Genomic DNA, 20919 nt, shown 5'->3' with positions numbered 1-20919 from the left:
TTTACTTCATAGATTTATATATTTCTTCTAATAAGCCTATATTCTTTTCTATTTTAAAAGATTCTTCAAAATATTTCCTTGAATTTACTCCCATTCTTTCTCTCTCCTCCTCATTATTAATTAATGTAAGTACTTTATCAACTATTTCATTCTTGTCTTTTTTTACTTTAAAACCATTAAAATTATCTTCAATTAAGTCTTTATTACCATCAACATTAGTAACTACGCAAGGCTTACCTAACGCTAATGCTTCAATAACTGCATATGGCAATCCTTCATATCTAGAGGTTGAAATGTATAAATCTGCTTGTTTTAAAATACTCAGAGCTTTTTTTCTCTCTATCCATTCAACTAATGTAATGTTACTTTCTAAATTTTTATTTTTTATTAACTCTTTAATTTTAACTAAAGAAGGCGAATAAAAACCAACCCCCAAAACAACTAAATGGATATCTTTTCTCTGTTTCTTAATTTCAACAATTGTATTAATTAATAACTCTGTGTTTTTTTGATATGACGGCCTTCCAATTGTACAAATATACTTTTGGGGTAAACTGTATCCAGATTCTTTAACAACTACATTAGCAACATCTTCTATTGAGTTATTCCATAACAAGACATTTTTTTTATTAAAATTTAAATCATTTACTGTTCTATTATACTCTGATAAAGAGCAACACAACGTTTTAGCAGAAGAGAATTTAAACGCTTTTTCAATTTGCTTATATGTATGTTTTTTAAATTTAGAGTTTGTACTTAAATAGGAGTATGCATGAGGAGTATATAATGTTGGTATTTTTAAATATGCTCCAACCAACCTTCCTAAGATACCAGCTTTAGCACTATGACAATGAATAATGTCGGGTTTTATTTTTCTTATTTTTTTAATTATATCTATTAAGCATTTGATGTCACTTAATGGTTTTATTTCTCTATTTAAATTAATATGAAACGTTTCTATTTTTTCTTCTGAACTGTTTTTAAAAGTGGTTATTTTATCTTCTTTATTACACAGCAGTACATTACAAAACTCTTCTGCTTGTAAGTGTTTAGTAAGTAATTGAATATAAACTCCAACCCCACCTATAGGTTTTGCTATATGAAGAATTTTAATCATTTACAGTATTAAAGGTTTTATTCATTAAAAAACTTAAAGTGAAAAGAAAAAACAAAGACATTCCTTTTCCACGTACTAATATAGACTCTGTTAGCATTGTTATTAAAAAAAACAAAATAAATAAAAAGGTAAAATTTGTAGTTCCTTTTAAAAACACACACAACATATAAATAAAATAGATAAATCCGAAAATACCTAAACCTACCATAAAATGCAAATACTGATTATGTGGATTTATGGTTTCGAAATAAATAAAACCGTCTTTTCTAATTTTTTTACTAATCTTAGTCGCTACATTTTGAATACCTATTCCAAAAACATAATGATTTTTAATTTCTTCAATAGTGTATTTTGTTACTAAAAATCGCTGATACATATTACTCCAAGAATTAGCAACTATATCTTTTTTATTATTTGTTTTTACAGATTCATATACCTTTTCTATACCTCTTATCCCTTTCTGAAAACGAGGGGTTTTACCTCCAAAGAACAATAAACTAAATAGTACTATAAAAAACAAAGGAGTCTTAAAATACATAGATAAAGTTAATTTTTGAAAAGCAAAGATTAGAAGAACAAACATAATGGCAATAAAGGAAATTCTTGCTCCAATGTAAAGCAATAATAAAGAAAATAAGATTACAATTAAGGCATCTACATAAACATTTATATAATTATTTTTATTAAGGTTTAATATTAAAATAAAAGATATGCAAATCCCTAAAAACATTCCATAATACACATGAGTTACCTCTAAATATTTAGAAAAAAAAGTATTAATACTCATTGAAAAAGTATTAAAGTATAAATTCATAAAAAACAATAAAAAACTTACTATTAATATTGATGTTATTAAAACTTTCATGGATTTTAAAACTGAAAATTGAAATCCATTTTTTTTAATATTTATAAATAGTAAAGGAATTAACAAATAGTATATGTATATATCTATATTTTTTAATCGTGGAGTAAAAACAAGTGTACTAAGAAAAATTAACCCAAATAAAGCTAATACTAATATCTCTGGGTAATAATTTTTATGTTTTTCCTTTTCTTTGTTTTCATTCTTAATAAAAAACCAAAAAAAAACTAAAAGAATTATTAATATAATTTTATGCATACTTCCGTAAAACACTGAAGAATATATTAATAAATAAAAATAAGTTGTAAAGAAGTAATTTTTAGTGATTATTTCTTTTTTCAATCTATAAAACTGATAAATACTTATTCCTATAACTAAAAAAAATGCCAACTTATAACTCTCTTGAAAACAAATAGAAACCGAAATAAAAAGCATTAAAGAAAATACATCTAAAATGTATTTTCTTGTATAAATATTATTTAATAAACTACGCATTTATATATATGTCATTTAATCGTTTAACATATGGTTCTATATGGAAATTTTCACTAAACGTGTTAAAACCATTTACTGATAATACACCTCTTAACTTCTTATCATTAAACAGCATAGTTATTTTGTTAGCTAAATCAATATAATTTTCTGGTTCAAATAACAATCCATTGTTAGCATGTTTTATTAATTCAGCTGGCCCTTCAATATTACTAGCAATTACAGCCAATTTTGCTCTAAATGCTTCTAAAATTACAATACCAAACCCTTCCCATATAGATGGAAGTATAAAGATATCTGCACTTTTATAATATTTATCAGTATCCTTTTGTTTTCCTTCAAAAGTAACTTGTCCATTTAAACCTAAGTCTAATACTTGCTGCTGTAATTCAGTTTTTAGTTTCCCGTCTCCAACAATTGTCACTTCAATTTCATTATTATTAATGTGTGATATCGCCTTTAATAACGTTGATATTGATTTTTGTTTTTCCAACCGTCCAACAAATAACAAGTGTGTTTTATCGCCTTTTCCTTTTCTTTTTTCTATTTTTTTAAATGGAATAGCATTATATAGTAAATAAGACTTATCGATCGGTAACTTCAATACATCAACCACATGATTGTTTACTGCTTTAGAAATAGCTATTACATTGACATCTATATTTTTGTTTTTAAATAAATAAGAATACATCTTAAAAAATAAAATGTCTAGCATATTTTTTTTAAAATAAATATTATGCATTGTACAAAAAACCTTAGCTTGTACATTTCTTGCACTCCACATTCCTAACAAATCTGCATGTCCTAAATGAGTATGAATAATATCAGGATTAATAGTTTTAAAATACGTTTTTAATTTACTAATTATTGTAAAAGATAATACTATGTTTTTTACTTGTACCCTATCGTCTATTAAATGTATTAAATCATCTATAGGTTTTAAATAAATTAAATATACTTCATGTTCTTCTATTTGTTGATTAATAACATTTAAAAGAAGTTTTTCAGCACCTCCAATTCCAAAAGACGTAATTACATGTATTATTTTCATACTTTTTCTTCTTTATGTTCAGTATAAACTAATTGGATAAAAGCTAATAAAATCCAAAAAGGTGCATGATAAAAATCAGAAACGATTATTAAATGTAAAAATGAAGTGATTATACTAAACAATAAAAAACTCCTTACTTTTTCAGGAAGACTTAATACCTTTTTTACTATAGTCTCTTGAAAACCAATAAAGAAAATAAAGGCTACTAGTCCAATATCAGACAAAAAAGTTAAATACATACTTAAATACCCTTCAGCATCTTCATCAACACCATATCCAGGGCCATTTCCTAAAATTGGATGCTTAACAAAATTCATAATTGCCCTATACCATTGTTTTAATCTTTGACCACTTGAAGAATAAGACATATGAGATTCACTAAACAAAATTTTATTTAGAAAATCATTTAGCGATGTTTTTAAGTTACCTGCATCAAAAACTAATACAACTATAAATGATAAAACAATCATAATTGTACCATATAAAATTAGATTTAATTGTTTTTTTGTTATGGTGAATCTTTTTAATCTATTAAAAGTAAAAACTAGAATTCCAGCTATTAAAAAAAGTGCTATTCCTGCATTTGAAAACATCATAAAATGGCACACAATAAATATGAAAAGTAACCACTTATACATGAATGTTTTTTCTTTTTGGTGTAAATAATACATAGCTATTCCAAAATAGACATTATAAAACAAAGCCATACTACCAGGTTCTTCTGCTACTCCTCCAACTCTATAAAGTCCAGCTCTAATATAATAATCCATATTGCTTATCATTCCATCAGCAGTTGAAAAAACTTGTCTAAAACTAATTCCAAAAAAATTTTTTCCTACAAAATCTATCATTATTATCCCCGAGCAAATTAAAAAAGATAAATAAATAGGTCTCGCAATTTTAATAGAACTAATTTTATAAAACTGTATAATCGATTTAACTAAGAAGAAATATAATAAAATGGCATATGTGTATGCTAATGAATGATTAAAGCTTCTTTTTTCTCTAAACCCCAACAAAAAGCTTACCCATACTAGAACTAAAAATACAATAAGATATAAATCTTCTTTTTTTACTCCTTTAAGTTTAATCTTTTTTACTTTCAAAAAAGAAACTAGTGTTATTAATAGTAATACTATATTTACAACAACAGGAAGTCTTAACCAAGGAGATATAGCAAAAAAACTAGTAAAAGGAGCTAGTAAAAGAAATATGTAAAACAACCTTTTTACCATTTTATATAAAATATTTTAGTCTTAAAAGCTTGAAAAACTAAAATTCCAAACAATAAATAATCAGAAAAAACCCTTAACCATACAATAGTATCAAATCTTAATGTTTTACTTAAAATCAACCCTATTACTATTATAAAATATATAATGGCAACAACAGTTAAGGAAAAGTTATACCGTTTATCATTACCAAAAGCTACAAAACCACATTGTCCTAAAATAAACGTTGCTGGAACTGTTAATAATAATAGTGACATTTTTTTTAATGTATCTGAGTATTTTAAAATGTTTTCTCCTCCAAATAGTAATAATAAATTATCTCCAAGAAAAAATAAAATACAATAAAGAGTAAAACCTAGTACTAAACTTAAAATGAAATATTTTTTTAACTCTGTTTTACTTTGTGATTTTGTAATTATTGGTAATACTACAGCTTGTAAAATTTCAAAAGGTAAAATACATATAAAAACTATTTTAAGGCAAACATCAAAACCAGTTACTTTTTCCATAGTAAGATAATATCCAATAATAAAAATAGTCAAAGCATTAAATATAAGCATAGATATATTTCCTAATAAATAATATTTTGCTGTTTTTGTTACTTCTAGAATAAAGCTCTTCTCTGGAATTTTAAAAATAAAGCCTATATCTTTTTTTAGTGTTATAAAACCAAGTGTACCCATTAAAATTTGTGATATTGCAAATAAAAATGTGTAAACTAAAACATCTTCTGAACTACCAATTAAAAAAAATGTTACGCATATTAATAATAACTTTGCTATTAAAACAGGTTTTGACAAAAGTTTCATTTTTTCTGTACCTTGAAAATACCATATAGGAAACAGTAAATCACCTAAAGTTGCTATTAATAACACATATAATATTTTATAATTAGCATTAAATGAATTAAAATAAAATAATGCCCCTAACAAAACCAAACTAAGTAAAAAAGCAAGTCCTTTAATTATATAAATTGTTGAAATAGCTTTATTAAGCATATTACGATCATTCTTATAATTAACAATATACCTAGCACCGTAAAGATTAAAACCAAAATTTATAAAAACAATAAAATATTGTAAAATGGCTTCAGACCATGTTAACAAACCAAATGTTTTTTCACCTAAAACTCTTACTAAATATGCAACTAAAAAAAACTTAGTGCTAATATTTAAAAGCCTTATAAAGGATAAATGAAAAAAATTACTTGTTAAAGATTTATGTTTTTGTATTAACGAAAAAATTGACACTTATTTTTTTTGTATTAGCTTTTTATATAGTGGTTTTAAAAACTGTAATCTATCAGCTATCAAATGAATTGATTGCCAATAAACAGTATTAAAAAGTTTTTTTTGACACTCATTTATAATGATGTCTCCATTTCTTTTTTCTGGCTTTAATAACACTAAAGCCAATCCTCCCCACATTTGTCTATATAGTTTATTAGGATTAAAAACACCACTAATAAAATCAACTTCTACGTAATGAACATATGGAGAAGAGTTATAAGGTGCTTTTTTAATTGCTTTTCTGCAAATAGGATTAAAGCTATCGTGAAAAACAATGTAAATACTTTTCTTAGGTTTATATTTTAAAAAATGTGTAATATCATTTTTAACTCCATTAAAAGTATGTTCTCCATCTATTAAAACAAACTCTAGCTCTTCACCTTTTTCATCTATCTTTCTTAAAATTTCTGGAATCAACTCTAAAGATTTTCCTATATGAATTTCTGTATTTTCAAATTTCCCTTCCAAGTTGTCTTTAACTGAAGGATCAATATCTATTGAGTAAACCTTTTCACAATACTTACTTAATATTTCTAAACTTCCTCCCTTAAAACAACCAATCTCAATAGCAACTTTAGGTTTAATTTTCTCCAGTAGTTTTATAAAAGCATATCTTTCATTACGACTCATATGCCATTCTAAATGGAACTCATCTTCATAAAAATTAGGATAATGAATAGTTTTTTTTTCAAACATTTTATTGTTTTTTATTTTGGTATCTTTTATACCACTCATACATTTTATCAATACCTTCCTCTAAAGCTACAGTATGTTTCCATCCTAATGAATGTATTTTTGTAACATCTGTAACTTTTCTCATAGTTCCATCGGGCTTACTAGTATTAAACAACAAACTCCCTTTAAACCCTATTCTCTTTTTAATAAGTACTGCTAAATCTTTAATAGATATTTCTTCTCCAGTACCAATATTAATATGCGTTTGTTCTGTTTTTTTATTATTTACTTTTTCCATTACAAACACACAAGCATCAGCCATATCATCACTCCACAAAAACTCTCGTTTAGGTTTACCTGATCCCCAAATTTCAACTTGCTGCTTTGTAATTCCAAATTTAGATAAGTAAACTAAAGCTTCATCTAAGTTAGCTACTCCTATGTTTTTAATAACTTCTTCTTCTTGATTATCTTCAAGTAATTTTGCTAAATAAATTTTCCTTATTAAGGCTGGTAAAACATGTGATTTTTCAAGATTAAAATTATCATTAGGCCCGTATAAATTAGTAGGCATTACAGAAATAAAATTAGTATCATATTGAATATTATAATTTTCACACATTTTGATTCCTGCTATTTTTGCTATTGCATAGGGTTCATTGGTATATTCAAGACTACCTGTTAAAAGAGAGTTTTCTTTAATTGGTTGTTCGGTGTTTTTTGGATAAATACAAGTGCTCCCTAAAAACAACATTTTTTTTACATCATTAACATAACTTTGGTGAATTACATTATTTTGAATCATCAAATTATCATAAATAAATTCAGCCCTATATGTATTATTCGCTATAATTCCACCAACTTTTGCCGCTGCTAAAAAAACAAACTCTGGCTTTTCTATTTTAAAAAAATCAGCTGTAGCTTGTTGGTTTGTTAAGTCTAATTCTTCTTTTGTTTTAGTAATAATATTTACATAACCTTTTTCTAAAAGTCTTTTTAAAATGGCGCTTCCAACCAAACCTTTATGCCCTGCTACAAATATTTTAGCTAATTTATCCATTACTTTTAGCTCTACTTATTTATCAAGTTTTTATAGACTAATTTAATATCGTTTTCCATCATTTCTCTTATCAAATTTTCAACAGAATATTCTGGAACCCACCCTAGTTTTTCTTTTGCCTTAGTTGCATCACCTACTAATAAATCAACCTCAGTAGGCCTATAATAATGTGGATCAATACAAACAACTTCTTTCCCTTTTTCTATTTGATATTTAGGATTACTACAAGATTTTACATAGCCTCTTTCTTCTTTTTCTTTTCCTTTAAATACAATTTCAACTCCAACTTCAGAAAAAGCTATTTTTACTAAATCTCTAACTGATGTAGTTTTTCCAGTAGCAATAATCCAGTCTTCAGGTTTTTCAGCCTGTAATATCATCCACATCATTCGAACATAATCTTTAGCATGCCCCCAGTCTCTTCTGGCATTAAGATTTCCTAAATACACTTTCTCTTGTAAACCTAACGCTATTTTAGAAACTGCCCTTGTTATTTTTCTTGTAACAAAAGTTTCTCCTCTAATTGGTGATTCATGATTAAATAAAATCCCATTACAAGCATACAAACCATATGCTTCACGATAATTTACTGTGATCCAATATGCATACATTTTTGCAACTCCGTATGGACTGCGAGGATAAAACGGTGTTTCTTCTGTTTGTGGAACCTCTTGTACCTTACCAAATAATTCGGAAGTAGAAGCTTGATATATTTTTGTTTTCTTTTCTAAATTTAAGATTCTAATAGCTTCTAATAATCGTAAAGTACCTAAACCATTTGTGTTTGCTGTATATTCTGGTGTTTCAAAAGATACATGAACATGGCTCATTGCTGCTAAATTGTAAATTTCATCAGGTTGAACCTCTTGAATGATTCTGATTAAATTAGAAGCATCAACCATATCTCCATAATGTAAAAAAAGATTCCTTTTTTCTTCATGAGGGTCTTGATAAAGGTGATCTATACGATCTGTATTAAAACTAGAAGACCTTCTTTTTATTCCATGAACTTCGTAGTTTTTCTCTAACAAAAACTCTGTTAAATATGCTCCATCTTGCCCTGTTATACCTGTAATTAAGGCTACTTTTTTCATGCCTATTAAAGATTTGGTAATTGCATGTCTTTATCAGATAGTATAACTTCTGTATCTAATAAATTCCAATCTATATTAAGAGTTTTATCATTATAAATAATACCTCCTTCAGACTCCTTATTGTAATAGTTATCACATTTATAAGCAAAAATCGTATTATTTTCTAATACCGAATACCCATGAGCAAAACCTCTTGGCACAAATAACTGTTTCTTATTTTCACCAGATAAAATTACTGAAAAATATTGCCCGTAAGTTTCAGAGTTTTTTCTTAAATCTACAGTAACATCTAGTACTTTACCAGTAATAACCCTTACCAATTTAGCTTGTGCAAACTCTCCCTTTTGAAAATGTAAACCTCTAACAATTCCTTTATTTGAAAAAGCTTCATTAGCCTGTACAAAGTTAACATTAACACCTATTCCTTTATTAAATTTTTCTTCATTAAAACTTTCAAAAAAATAACCTCTATTATCTTCAAATAATATTGGTTCTATTACAAAGCATCCTTTTAAAGGGGTTTGAACAATATTCATTAGTATTACTTTTTATAATTATAATTTTCTAAATATTTATTAAGCTTAATTAATAATAAATATAAAATCATTAATCCTAATGATAATAAAGCTAGTTGTACAGATCTGTTTTCAGAAACACCTTTAATTTCATAACCTATAGGTTGAAAATTAGATATGATATTCACAACTTCAGATTTTTCTGATTTCTCTTCACTTATTGTTTTAAGTTCCTTGTTAAGTTTTAAAGTCGTTGTAAAAAGATCAAGCTCTTTACTATTTTTTCTAGTACTTCCTAAATCTATATTGGTGCCTTGTTTAGATGATTTTGCTTCTTCTAAAAGAACTTTTTTATAAATATGATGTAAAGAATCTGTTTGAGCTAAGTTTTTTCTCAATAAATTATCAGTTCTATTTAAATTCTCATTTGTTAGTTCTTTTAACTTATTAAAATAATTATTTTCTATTATTGAAGATATTATCACTTCGTCTAACTTAGAAAACACATCATTCTTGGTAGATAAAACATTTATTTTGTGCGCTTTATAATTAAATTTCGTAAACGTTCTTTTAAAATCGAAAAAAGAATAACTTTTCGCTGTTAAGGTATCTATAGATAATATCAGTTCATCATAAGTAGTTACAATATCATTTCCGTTTTCTATAGGTTCAATTGAAAATTTCTTTAATGATTTAGCTTCTTCTTGATTTAAATTAAAAGTTTCAGCTAATAAATTTTCATTTTTTTGCTTCACAAGATTGTTATAAAATTCAATATTATTATATAATTGTCTTGCACTATCAAAGTTTGTTTGAACTAAAAGATTTGATCCAAACTTATTTTCTTCCTTTAATTCAATTACTAAACCAGCGATAGCACCAATAACAATAGCTATTCCTAACTTAATATAATTTTTCTTAAAGAAAAGAAGTATTAAAATGAAAAAATGAAAAAGACCAGAAAAAACACTTCCAATAAAATTAAAAAAATTAGAAATACCCTTGCCTATTATTACAAACAAAGAGCCTAAATCAACTTCTTCTTCGTTTTTATTATTAGCCATGCTTTAAAAAATTTGTTCTATTATTTTTTCAGTTATTGCATAAGTAGGTGTTACCCCACTCATTCCTAATCCTCCCGAAGCTAATGTAGCTCCAGTTTCTAATGGGTTATCAGAAGCATAGTACGCATAACGAACTTTTACATTTTCTGAAATATTTCCTCTAATTTTAGAAGCAGATTGAATTGCTTTCTGGTAATGAGCTCCTTCCATTTCTAATCCTATAACATTCCATGTAGAGTCATGGAAAAATTTTAATAAGTCTTTATTCTGTAGTGAAGTTCCTAGTACAGAAACCATCGCTCCATCAAAAACCTCAACGCCATAACCTTCTAAATTATCTTTAGATAATTCATTTTCAAAAGGATAATTATCTGCAGTTCCTTCAAAAATATGAGATGATGGAATCATAATATCTCCCTTTCCTCCTTCTAAAATTCCTGCCTTTCCCATTATTGAGACAGATTCAACATCTAAATGTATCTTTCCTTCTCTTGTTTTATAAGGCTTTAAAAGCTCATCCATTGTTTCATATGCTTGTTCTCCAAAAGCATAATCCATAACAATAATAACTGGTTTTTTATTTATTGAATTTTCTTTCTTAAATGAAATAGTATTAAAGTCTATTTTATCAGTATCAATAATCTGAACATTAATATTCGTTCCAGAAGTATCCTTTATATAAATCAACCCTTTTTCAGAAGCATATTGTTTAACCTTTGTTTGTAATGCTCCACTATCAGAATTACTTAACAATTCAAAAAGCTCAAAACCTTTATACTCTTTTGCTTTAGTTGGTAAAGCGTTTTTAGCATAAATAGTATTCATTACACTATGCATGTTAGCACTTATTATATGTATTGGTCTATTTATTAAATCGTTTTCTAGTAAAGTTTTCTTTATGTTATTTGCCCAAATTTCTCCATAAAAATGATGTCCAATTTCTTCTATTAAAACTGAACTAAATTTTATGGATCTTTTTTGATCTAAAATCACTTCATTAATAGCTAATTTCCCTAACCAATAAATAAGGTGTAAAAAACGATTTGGATTTTCATCAGTAGCAAATGAGTTACATACATCATATACTTCATCGTAAGTTCTTCCTAAAATGTTACCTAAATGTACAATTATCACATCTTTTTCTTCATCTGTAAGTGTTTTATTATACAAAACAACCTCTTCAAGATGTATCCACTCTCTAATAAATTTTTCTCCAGAACCATCAATTGTAACTCTATCTTTTATTTTATGTGACTCAATAAATAGAAAAGTAAGGTGAGTAAGAATATCATATATTTCAGACCTTCCTCTAGTAATTTCAATGTTCATTTGGTCTTTATCAATACGATAACAATTTCTCCTTCTTTTAGGAGGTACAATTGCTTTAAAATGTGAGTTCCTATAACCCTCATCAGCTGTTAAGTTGATAAATTGACATTCCTCTATTCCTTCTGGTAAACGCTCTATTACATAAATTAACCCGTTTAATTCGGTTTTTTCTTCAGCTATAGATCCATAAATTTCTGGACGTAATGCTAAAAGTGATTTTCGTAAAGTTTCTCCAGAAATCCCCATTGGCTTATAAAATCCACGACTAAACAAATGCCTCATAGAAATGTATAATTTTTCTATTGCATTTGTTGACTCTTGCGCTCTCGTTCTTTCTTTCTGGTTTGGTTTCGACATAAATTTGTAATCAAATAAGTTATATAAACTACTCAGTTTTGAGTATTTTATTGTATCTGTTTTTATTTTTCAACAATGAAACTGCTTGCTTTATTGTTTTATCATTTTTTAATTGGTGTTTATACATTCCTTCTTTATAATAAGAAAGTTTTAATATTTCTTTTTCAATTTTTGCTAATAAAACATCTTTATTTTTTGTTATTTCTGTTACTTTTTGCTGTTGTAACTTTTTCAAAATATTATCATAATCTTTTTGTATACCAATTTTGTTTTTTAAAGTTTTATAAGCTCTCTTGAACATTTTTTCTTCCTTTGTAACAAAAGAAGTATCGGTACTATATAAATATGTTTTGAACGTATTAAACTTTTGCGAATCAAATGAAAAATTTAAAGAGTCTACAGCTGTTTCTTTTTGAATATAATCAGTTGCAAAATTAAAAATAGCTCTTGATTTTAATAATGCTTTAGTTGTTTTGTTTTTTTCTGAATATTTTATTTTAATATCGGGGGTTACTCCACCACCATCATAAACTATTCTTCCATTCTGTGTTGTAAACTTATTAACTACCCCTTCAGAAAACTTTGGTACTTTTCCTGTTTTTGAATCTCTATTAGCATAATCCAATTCTTGAATACATCTTCCACTAGGTGTATAATATTTTGAAATAGTAGCTTTCATTTGGGTTCCATAATTCAACTTAAAATAGCGCTGCACCAATCCTTTTCCAAATGAACGTTCACCCATTACAACTGCTCTATCATAATCCTGTAGCGCTCCAGAAACAATTTCAGAAGCTGAGGCTGATCTATCATCAATAAGAACAACCACGGGCATTTCAACATCTAATGGTTCTCTATTTGTTTTATATGTTCTACTATTCTTTTTAATCTTCCCTCTTGTATCAACCACTTTTTTCCCTTTAGGTATAAACAAGTTTGTAATGTTTACTGCATCAAAAAGTGAACCTCCAGGATTACTTCTTAAATCAAACACTAACTTGTCCATTCCTTTTTCTTTCAACTTTTTAATTGCTTTTGCTACTTCCTCAGTAGCTTTCTGACTCGTAAATTGAGTTAAAACAACATATCCAGTTTCTTTGTCAATCATGTCATAAAAAGGCACTGGATTTACTATAATCTTATCTAATTTAAGTTTAACATTTATATTTTCTCCTTTTCTATTTACTTTTAATATAAGTTCTTTGTTAGGGGTTCCTTTCAGTACTTGAGAAAGCTGACTTCTTTCAAGATTTTTTAAATCTTGGCCATTAACATTTATAATAATATCTCCTGCTTTTAAAGCTGCTTTGTCGGCAGAAAAGCCTTTATATATTTCTGATAAAACAATTCCTTTTTTAGTATAATACGATGTAACACCTATACCACCATATTCACCCTCTCTTCGTATTCTTGCATCTTCAACATCCTGTTCGTTATAAAAATTAGTATATGGATCTAAGCTTTTAAGTGTGTTTTTAATAGCTTTATCTGTTACATCACCAGGATTTATTTCATCAATATAATTGATATTTAATATTTTAAATAGGTTGTTATATATTTCTATTTGTTTCGCTATCTCAAAGAAACGAGATTGAAACGAAAATAAAATTCCAATAATAACTATGCTTCCTAAAAAAAGTACTTTTCTATTTTTCATTTGTATTAATTTCTGCTACAAAAAGCGACATTAATTTACTCATTTTCTCTTCAATATCTTCATATTTCCACTCTTCTCTTGCAATATAAGAAATCATATACACATATGGTTTTTTAGCTTCCGAATACACCATTCCTTTTTCCCTACGGTAGCTTTCTCTTAATAAGCGTTTAATTCTATTTCTATCTACTGCCCTTTTAAAATTACGCTTGGGCACAGACATTCCTACTTGAGCAGGGTATTTAGAAGTGTGTTCTGTTTGTATATAAACCATTCTCAAAGGAAAAACCCTAATAGATTTCCCTTCTTCATATAACTTACCTATAAGTTTCCTACTTTTTAATCGCTCCTCTTTTCCTAAAGTAAATCTCATCATATACAAACATACGTAAACCTATAGGAATAACCATTTTTTTGAGTATTTTTGAGGAAATCATTTTTAAAAATCACCACAACTATTTTATAAATATCATTTACTAACTCATATTGTAATCTTTATAATTAGTAAGTAAAAAAATTAAAAAAACAAACACATATGAAACCAGACTTATTTCAAGCTCCTGATTACTATCAAGTTGATGATTTATTAACCGATGAGCATAAGTTAATTCGTGATACTGCTCGAGAATGGGTAAAGAAAAATGTATCTCCTATTATTGAAGATGCTGCTCAAAATGCTAAATTTCCTGAACAATTAGTTGGTGGTTTAGCTGAAGTAGGAGCTTTTGGACCCTACATTCCTGCTGAATACGGAGGTGCTGGGTTAGACCAAATTTCTTATGGTTTAATAATGCAAGAATTAGAACGAGGTGATAGTGGTATTCGTTCAACTGCTTCAGTGCAGTCTTCTTTAGTTATGTGGCCTATTTTTAATTACGGAAACGAAGAACAAAAAAGAAAATATTTACCAAAATTAGCAAGTGGTGAATGGATGGGGTGTTTTGGTTTAACTGAACCAAACCATGGATCAAATCCTGGAGGCATGGAAACGAAATTTAAAGATATGGGTGACCATTATTTATTAAATGGTGCTAAAATGTGGATTTCTAATGCTCCTATTGCTGATGTGGCAGTAGTTTGGGCTAAAAATGAAGAAGGTAGAATTCACGGACTCGTTGTAGAACGTGGTATGGAAGGTTTTACTACTCCTGAAACTCATAACAAATGGTCATTAAGAGCTTCTATTACTGGAGAATTAATTTTTGACAATGTAAAAGTTCCTAAAGAAAATCTATTACCAAAAAAATCAGGACTTGGTGCTCCTTTACAATGTTTAGACTCTGCTCGATATGGTATTGCTTGGGGTGCTATTGGTGCAGCTATGGATTGTTATGATACTGCCTTGCGTTACGCTAAAGAGCGTACACAATTTGGTAAACCAATTGGACAGTTTCAATTACAACAAAAAAAATTAGCTGAAATGATTACCGAGATTACTAAAGCTCAATTATTAACATGGCGTTTAGGAGTTTTAAAAAATGAGGGTCGTGCTACATCTGCACAAATTTCAATGGCTAAACGTAATAATGTAGATATGGCTATAAACATTGCTCGTGAAGCCAGACAAGTTTTAGGAGCTATGGGTATTTCGGGAGACTATTCTATAATGCGTCACTCTATGAACCTAGAAAGTGTTATTACTTATGAAGGAACACATGATGTGCATTTATTAATTACAGGTTTAGATATTACTGGTTTAAATGCTTTTAAATAAAACTAAAAAGAAGTGTTCTAAAAAGAAAAACAACTCGGGCTTTTAGAACACTTCTTACAATCAACTATTAAAAATCACTAAATAATAGTTACCCTTTCTTTTTACCACTATTCATAAAAATTAGTAGAGTAGCTATTAAGCCTAAACTAACAATACCAAAAACAATCAACATAATAGTTCCATTTGTCCATGAAACTGCAGGAATATTAACTAATTGTATCATATCGTAAACTTTTATACAAAGGTAAATACAATGAAAAAGTTAGAATATGACTTTTATCAGGATTTGGAAAATTTTGTTTTTAATCCATCAATGCTTTCTTGATTTTTTTCCTCCCAATAAGATTCAATTCCATCTTTCCCTTTATCTTCAGCCCATTCATTTAACTGATTTCGTTCACCTAAATATTCATAAAAAGGTATAGAAGAACCACAGGAAGTTTGTGCAGATATTATTTCTACTACAAATATTTGACGTGTACCTGGTAGCTTTGGAAACAAGTTTACATAAGTATTCCAATCATTATCTTTTTCTTGTATCTCTGTTGCTTCTCCATACAACCTAAGAATATTAGGAGCTCCTTCAAAAGCACAAAACATAATTGTTATGCGATTATTTTCGATTAAATGTGCAGAGGTTTCATTACCACTTCCAGTAACACTTAACCAAGCAACTTTATTTTCATCCAAAATTCTAAAGGTATCCATTCCTTTAGGAGATAAATTAATTCTTCCTTCTTTAGGTGCTGTAGCAACAAAAAACATTTTTTGGTTTTCAATAAACTTTTGAAGTCTGTTTGTAATTTTTTTATAAAACTTAGCCATAGTTTAACTGTTTAATCTTTTTAAAAAATTGATTTTAAATTTTTGTCCAATAGGTATTTTTTTTGAACCAATAGTAACTTGATTTCCTTCAACAAAGTCTAATTTACTTTGATTTATAATATATGATTTATGAATTTGCATATATTTATTTTCTGGTAATAATGAAAGTATATTTCTAAGTGTTTTATAACTCACCAAAACTTTATCTTTTGTATATATTTTAATATAATCTCCTAACGCTTCAACAAATAAAATATCATTTACTTTTAGTTGGTATAGTTTCTTATCTGATTTAATAATTATAAACTCTTTTTCTAAAACTAGTTTGTTTTTTACTTTTTGTACTGCTTTTAAAAACCGTTCAAATGAAAATGGTTTTAATAAATAATCTATTGCATTAACATCAAATCCTTCTATTGCATACTCAGAATAGGCTGTAGTGAAAATAACTAAGGGAGGGTTATTTAACATTTTATAAAATGAAATTCCCGACAAGTTAGGCATATTTATATCTAGAAAAAGAAGATCAACCTTAGTTTCTTTCAAAAACGTCATTGCATCAACTGCATCATTACAAATTCCTGCTATCTCTAAAAAATCAACATCTCCTATAAGATGTTTAAGTATATTTTGTGAAGATGGTTCATCATCTATAATAACGCATTGTATTTTCATTATTTTAAATCTATTACAAGTTTAACCTTATAAGTTTCATTTGTTTTTTCAATTGTTAATTCATGTTTGTTTGGATATAGTATTGCTAAATTTTCTTTTATGTTTTTTACACCAATACCATTATACTCTTCTGTATACTTTAAATTATTCGCTTTGAAATTATTCTCTATCTCAAATAATAAAACATTTTTATTAAATTCTAAATTAATAATTACAAAAGGGTTATTTATATTGCTTTTTAATCCATGTTTAAAACTATTTTCAACTAATGGCAATAACAACATTGGTTGTATTTCTGAATCCGTATCAATATTGGATATAAATTTAATTGTTGAATTTACAGTGTGCCTGTTTTTTTCAAATGCTATATAATTTTCAATTAATTCCTTTTCTTTTTCTATTGTTGTTTTTCTTTCAGAGTCATACAATACATATCTTAAAATATTAGATAATTGCAACGTAGCTTCTGTAACTTCTTTATTTTTCCCTACAGATAATGAATATAAAACATTGAGTGAATTAAACAAAAAATGAGGATTTATTTGCCCTTTTAAAACCTTTAACCGCTCTTCAATTTCTCTTCTTTCATTTTGATTATAGTGTATCCAATCTTCTAACAATTTAAAAAATGTAGCAATTAAAGAAACAGCAGCAAAAACAATAAGCGTTTGTACGTCATTATAATATGAAATGAAATAATAATCAGTGAAAATCTTATCGATTATTAACTGGTGAAATTGAATATTAAGATATGAAAATAATGATATTATTATTATTGATAAAATTACAAATACCACATACTTCTCTTTTTTAAGAAACTTAGGCACCAAATAATAGATTAATAAACTTACTGGAGGAATTAAAGTAAGTAAATAACTAACCACATAAATAAAATCAATTTTTTTTAAAGGGAAATCAGCAAACAAAAACAGTATTACAAAAAATAAAAGCACCCATAATAAAAGGTTAAATATCCATTTATTATGATGTGCTTTATATCTATTTAATGAATTCTTATTCATTATACTTTAGTCAATGTAAATTTAATTGAGGTTTCCCATTTTTTTGAGGCATTAGAAACAATATATTTTTCAACAAACTTCTGTAATTCTTTTGATGAAGCCGTAAGTAAATACTTGTCGTTTAACAAGCCTATTTTTTCATGTTTGATTTTAATTTTACCTTCTTTAAAAAGATCTTCTATTCTATCTTCATCAAACCATTTAATTTTTATACTTCCATTTGAAGACACATCAAACTTAACTAATGAATGCGCATACACAATATGACTAAATGTTAATGAGTTAATACCTCCACTATCATAATCAACAGGAATAAAATCTAAAAAAAGTTGGTCTTTAATCTTAAATGGAGTAGCAATAAAAAAAGCTTCTTTTCCTTTTTTTTCAAAAGACACAAAGTAAGAATTCTTATATAAGCTTATTAACTGCTTGTCTTCTTTAGATACTTTTCCTTTATATCCTTTTAATATTTCACTTTCAAAGGTTTTTACCTCCCATTTTCCTTTTTCATTGTCTTTCCATTTTCCTAAAAACTCTTCAGTAAAACTAATTGTCTCTTTAGTATAAAAAGGCGATAATGATTTTACAACACACGAGTTTAAAAAAAATAAAATTGCAAGTGAACAAATTATACTTCTAATTTTCATAAAATTATATTTTAAAATTCTTTGTTCAAAAGAAAAATATTAAACACTTAACACCTATTTTTTTCGATAACCTTGTTCATTTTCTCGGTGAAAAATTAAACCTAATCTATCCAGTTTTTAGTTCTTTCTACAGCTTTTTGCCACTTTTTATATAACCTGTCTCTTTTTTCTTCTGAAAACGTAGGTGTAAACTCTTTATTAATTTTCTTTCTATTAATAATATCTTCTTGTTTCCAAAGTCCTACATAAATTCCTGCTAAATATGCTGCTCCCATTACTGTTGTTTCTATAATCTCTGGTCTTTCAACAGGTACATTTAATATATCAGATTGAAATTGCATTATTAAATCATTTGCACAAGCGCCTCCATCAACTTTCAATGATGTTAAACCAACCTCACTATCTTTTTGCATTACGTTTAATACATCTTTAGTTTGGTAAGCTAATGATTCTAACGTGGCTTTTATTAAATGATTTTTTCCTGTATCACGTGTTAAACCAAATACAGCTCCTCGTGCATACATATCCCAATAAGGCGCCCCTAAACCAGCAAAAGCAGGTACAACATACACTGGATTTTCACCAGTAACTTGTTTTGCAAATTCCTCACTCTCTTTAGCGCTTTTAATAATATCCAATCCATCTCTTAACCATTGAATCGCTGAACCAGCAACAAATACACTTCCTTCTAACGCATAATACACTTTATCATTAATACCCCAAGCAATCGTAGTTAACAATCCATTTTTAGAAAATTCTATATTCTCTCCAGTGTTTAATAACATAAAGCATCCGGTACCATAAGTATTTTTAGCCTCTCCTTTATTAAAACATGCTTGTCCAAAAAGCGCGGCTTGTTGATCTCCAGCAATTCCTGCTATAGGGATTTGAATATTATTTAAATTAAAGTTTCCAAAATGATATGATGATTGTTTTACTTCAGGAAGCATTGTAGTTGGAATTTCTAATTCTTCTAAAATTTTAGTATCCCAACAAAGGTTTTTAATATCATAAATCATTGTGCGAGAAGCATTGCTATAATCGGTAGCATGCACCTCTCCATTAGTTAAATTCCAAAGTAACCAAGTGTCAATTGTTCCAAACAAAAGATTTCCTTTTTCAGCTTCATCTTTTGCTCCTTCAACATGATTTAATATCCAATGTATTTTTGTTGCAGAAAAATAGCTATCTATAATTAACCCTGTTGTTTTACGAACATGATTTTCAAATCCTCTTTGTTTTAATTTTTCGCAAATATTTGCAGTACGTTTATCTTGCCAAACAATAGCATTATATATTGGTTTTCCTGTGTTTTTATTCCAAACAACGGTGGTTTCTCGTTGGTTTGTTATTCCAATCCCTGCTACTTCTGAAGCTTTTATATTTGTTTGTTGTAATACTTTTTTTAATGTTGTTAGTTGAGACTCTAAAATCTCTTCTGCGTTATGTTCTACCCAACCAGGTTCTGGAAAAACTTGAGTAAACTCTTGCTGATTCATTCCTATTATTTCTCCTTCTTCATTAATAACAACTGTACGAGAACTCGTAGTTCCTTGATCTAAAGCTATAATATACTTTTTTGCCATTCTAGGTATTGGGTTAAAAATAGCAATTTACAATATATCCTTTTTAAAAATAAAAAAACCTTCTAGAATTCATCTAGAAGGCTTTGGAGTCACCGTTAAGTGGTTTTTAATGTTTAAGTGCATAACTTGCACCTTTACCTAGTTCAGCTAAAGCTGACATAAACCCCACAAAGGCGTCGTTTGCTTTTTTTACTAAAGTTTTCCCCATTTTAATAAAATTTAAATTTCCCTTAAGTTTTTGTGCTTAAATAAACACGTTACAAATGTATACTTGATTACTAGGGTAAAAAAGGGGTTTCCCGCATGTAAATCTGTAATTTTCCGCAACAACTATATTTCTTTATAAAAATTAAACTAGAATAATTTTTGAATTTTTATTCACTTAAAATACAAGACATTATATTAGATTTATTATAAAAAAGACAAAACCTCCTAGAACTTATCTAGAAGGTTTGTTTTCCCCTTAAATCATCTGCTCATAATAATGAGTGACATGGCAAATGTACTTGCAAATTCAGTGCCAGAAAAGGGGATGTCCGCATCTAAAAATGTAGCTTTCCGTAACTGTTATTTTTTATATAAAATAAAACCTCCTAGAGTTTTTCTAGGAGGTTTTATAATGAATATTAATTTAATTTTAGTGTTTAAGTGCGTAA

20 protein-coding genes are annotated in these 20919 nt (G+C 27.4%); 1 reads left to right on the top strand and 19 read right to left on the bottom strand.

Annotated elements, in window-relative coordinates; genetic code table 11:
* Position 1: 1 nt before the first annotated feature.
* The 13 genes from ACKTTQ_RS04985 to rnpA are packed head-to-tail and all read right to left on the bottom strand — an operon-like array spanning position 2 to position 14170.
* Complete coding sequence (locus ACKTTQ_RS04985; RefSeq protein WP_408048563.1) at positions 2 to 1117, bottom strand: glycosyltransferase; 1116 nt, start codon at positions 1115 to 1117, stop codon at positions 2 to 4.
* On the bottom strand, positions 1110 to 2474 hold the full coding sequence (locus ACKTTQ_RS04980) for an O-antigen ligase family protein (RefSeq protein WP_408048562.1): 1365 nt from the start codon (positions 2472 to 2474) through the stop codon (positions 1110 to 1112). The genes ACKTTQ_RS04985 and ACKTTQ_RS04980 overlap by 8 nt, the downstream gene beginning before the upstream one ends.
* Positions 2467 to 3522, bottom strand: coding sequence for a glycosyltransferase family 4 protein (locus ACKTTQ_RS04975; RefSeq protein ID WP_408048561.1), 1056 nt, complete (start codon positions 3520 to 3522; stop codon positions 2467 to 2469). Before ACKTTQ_RS04975 ends, ACKTTQ_RS04980 begins: the two co-directional genes overlap by 8 nt.
* Entirely contained in the window at positions 3519 to 4757 is a 1239-nt protein-coding gene (locus ACKTTQ_RS04970; protein ID WP_408048560.1) for an O-antigen ligase family protein, read from the bottom strand. The genes ACKTTQ_RS04975 and ACKTTQ_RS04970 overlap by 4 nt, the downstream gene beginning before the upstream one ends.
* Positions 4751 to 6004, bottom strand: coding sequence for an oligosaccharide flippase family protein (locus ACKTTQ_RS04965; RefSeq protein ID WP_408048559.1), 1254 nt, complete (start codon positions 6002 to 6004; stop codon positions 4751 to 4753). Before ACKTTQ_RS04965 ends, ACKTTQ_RS04970 begins: the two co-directional genes overlap by 7 nt.
* Positions 6005 to 6739 carry a class I SAM-dependent methyltransferase gene (locus ACKTTQ_RS04960; protein ID WP_408048558.1) on the bottom strand — a complete coding sequence of 245 codons (735 nt, stop codon included), beginning with the start codon at positions 6737 to 6739 and terminating at the stop codon, positions 6005 to 6007. It abuts the gene before it with no gap.
* 1 nt (position 6740) lies between these two features.
* Complete coding sequence (locus tag ACKTTQ_RS04955) at positions 6741 to 7778, bottom strand: GDP-L-fucose synthase family protein (RefSeq protein WP_408048557.1); 1038 nt, start codon at positions 7776 to 7778, stop codon at positions 6741 to 6743.
* Positions 7779 to 7789: 11 nt separating this feature from the next.
* Positions 7790 to 8872, bottom strand: a complete 1083-nt coding sequence (gene gmd, locus ACKTTQ_RS04950) for a GDP-mannose 4,6-dehydratase (protein ID WP_408048556.1) — start codon at positions 8870 to 8872, stop codon at positions 7790 to 7792.
* 5 nt (positions 8873 to 8877) lie between these two features.
* Complete coding sequence (gene rfbC, locus ACKTTQ_RS04945) at positions 8878 to 9408, bottom strand: dTDP-4-dehydrorhamnose 3,5-epimerase (RefSeq protein WP_408048555.1); 531 nt, start codon at positions 9406 to 9408, stop codon at positions 8878 to 8880.
* 5 nt (positions 9409 to 9413) lie between these two features.
* Positions 9414 to 10451: a hypothetical protein gene (locus ACKTTQ_RS04940; protein ID WP_408048554.1), complete on the bottom strand. Its 1038-nt coding sequence runs from the start codon at positions 10449 to 10451 to the stop codon at positions 9414 to 9416.
* Between the two features lie 3 nt (positions 10452 to 10454).
* Positions 10455 to 12137: a DUF6909 family protein gene (locus ACKTTQ_RS04935; protein WP_408048553.1), complete on the bottom strand. Its 1683-nt coding sequence runs from the start codon at positions 12135 to 12137 to the stop codon at positions 10455 to 10457.
* 28 nt (positions 12138 to 12165) lie between these two features.
* Complete coding sequence (locus ACKTTQ_RS04930; protein ID WP_408048552.1) at positions 12166 to 13794, bottom strand: S41 family peptidase; 1629 nt, start codon at positions 13792 to 13794, stop codon at positions 12166 to 12168.
* Positions 13784 to 14170: a ribonuclease P protein component gene (rnpA, locus tag ACKTTQ_RS04925; protein ID WP_233487127.1), complete on the bottom strand. Its 387-nt coding sequence runs from the start codon at positions 14168 to 14170 to the stop codon at positions 13784 to 13786. The genes ACKTTQ_RS04930 and rnpA overlap by 11 nt, the downstream gene beginning before the upstream one ends.
* 159 nt (positions 14171 to 14329) lie before the next feature.
* Between rnpA and ACKTTQ_RS04920 the strand changes: the two genes are divergently transcribed.
* On the top strand, positions 14330 to 15508 hold the full coding sequence (locus tag ACKTTQ_RS04920) for an acyl-CoA dehydrogenase family protein (RefSeq protein ID WP_093869468.1): 1179 nt from the start codon (positions 14330 to 14332) through the stop codon (positions 15506 to 15508).
* An 88-nt stretch (positions 15509 to 15596) separates the two neighbouring features.
* Here the strand turns inward: ACKTTQ_RS04920 and ACKTTQ_RS04915 are convergent, their stop codons facing one another.
* From ACKTTQ_RS04915 to glpK, 6 genes are all read right to left on the bottom strand, one after another.
* Positions 15597 to 15731: a hypothetical protein gene (locus ACKTTQ_RS04915; RefSeq protein ID WP_255405118.1), complete on the bottom strand. Its 135-nt coding sequence runs from the start codon at positions 15729 to 15731 to the stop codon at positions 15597 to 15599.
* 56 nt (positions 15732 to 15787) lie between these two features.
* Entirely contained in the window at positions 15788 to 16333 is a 546-nt protein-coding gene (locus ACKTTQ_RS04910; protein WP_113786342.1) for a pyridoxamine 5'-phosphate oxidase family protein, read from the bottom strand.
* 3 nt (positions 16334 to 16336) lie between these two features.
* The gene (locus ACKTTQ_RS04905) at positions 16337 to 17008 is read right to left on the bottom strand and encodes a LytR/AlgR family response regulator transcription factor (protein WP_408048551.1); all 672 of its coding nucleotides are present in this window, start codon (positions 17006 to 17008) and stop codon (positions 16337 to 16339) included.
* The gene (locus ACKTTQ_RS04900; RefSeq protein ID WP_093869470.1) at positions 17008 to 18030 is read right to left on the bottom strand and encodes a sensor histidine kinase; all 1023 of its coding nucleotides are present in this window, start codon (positions 18028 to 18030) and stop codon (positions 17008 to 17010) included. The genes ACKTTQ_RS04905 and ACKTTQ_RS04900 overlap by 1 nt, the downstream gene beginning before the upstream one ends.
* The gene (locus ACKTTQ_RS04895) at positions 18030 to 18677 is read right to left on the bottom strand and encodes a hypothetical protein (RefSeq protein ID WP_408048550.1); all 648 of its coding nucleotides are present in this window, start codon (positions 18675 to 18677) and stop codon (positions 18030 to 18032) included. The genes ACKTTQ_RS04900 and ACKTTQ_RS04895 overlap by 1 nt, the downstream gene beginning before the upstream one ends.
* Before the next feature lie 101 nt (positions 18678 to 18778).
* Positions 18779 to 20263: a glycerol kinase GlpK gene (gene glpK / locus ACKTTQ_RS04890; protein ID WP_408048549.1), complete on the bottom strand. Its 1485-nt coding sequence runs from the start codon at positions 20261 to 20263 to the stop codon at positions 18779 to 18781.
* Between the last annotated feature and the right edge of the window lie 656 nt (positions 20264 to 20919).

This window comes from Tenacibaculum halocynthiae, assembly GCF_964512825.1.
Taxonomy (GTDB): domain Bacteria; phylum Bacteroidota; class Bacteroidia; order Flavobacteriales; family Flavobacteriaceae; genus Polaribacter; species Polaribacter halocynthiae.
The sequence above is the reverse complement of the archived record's forward strand: the minus strand, read 5'-3'. Positions and strand labels throughout refer to the sequence as shown.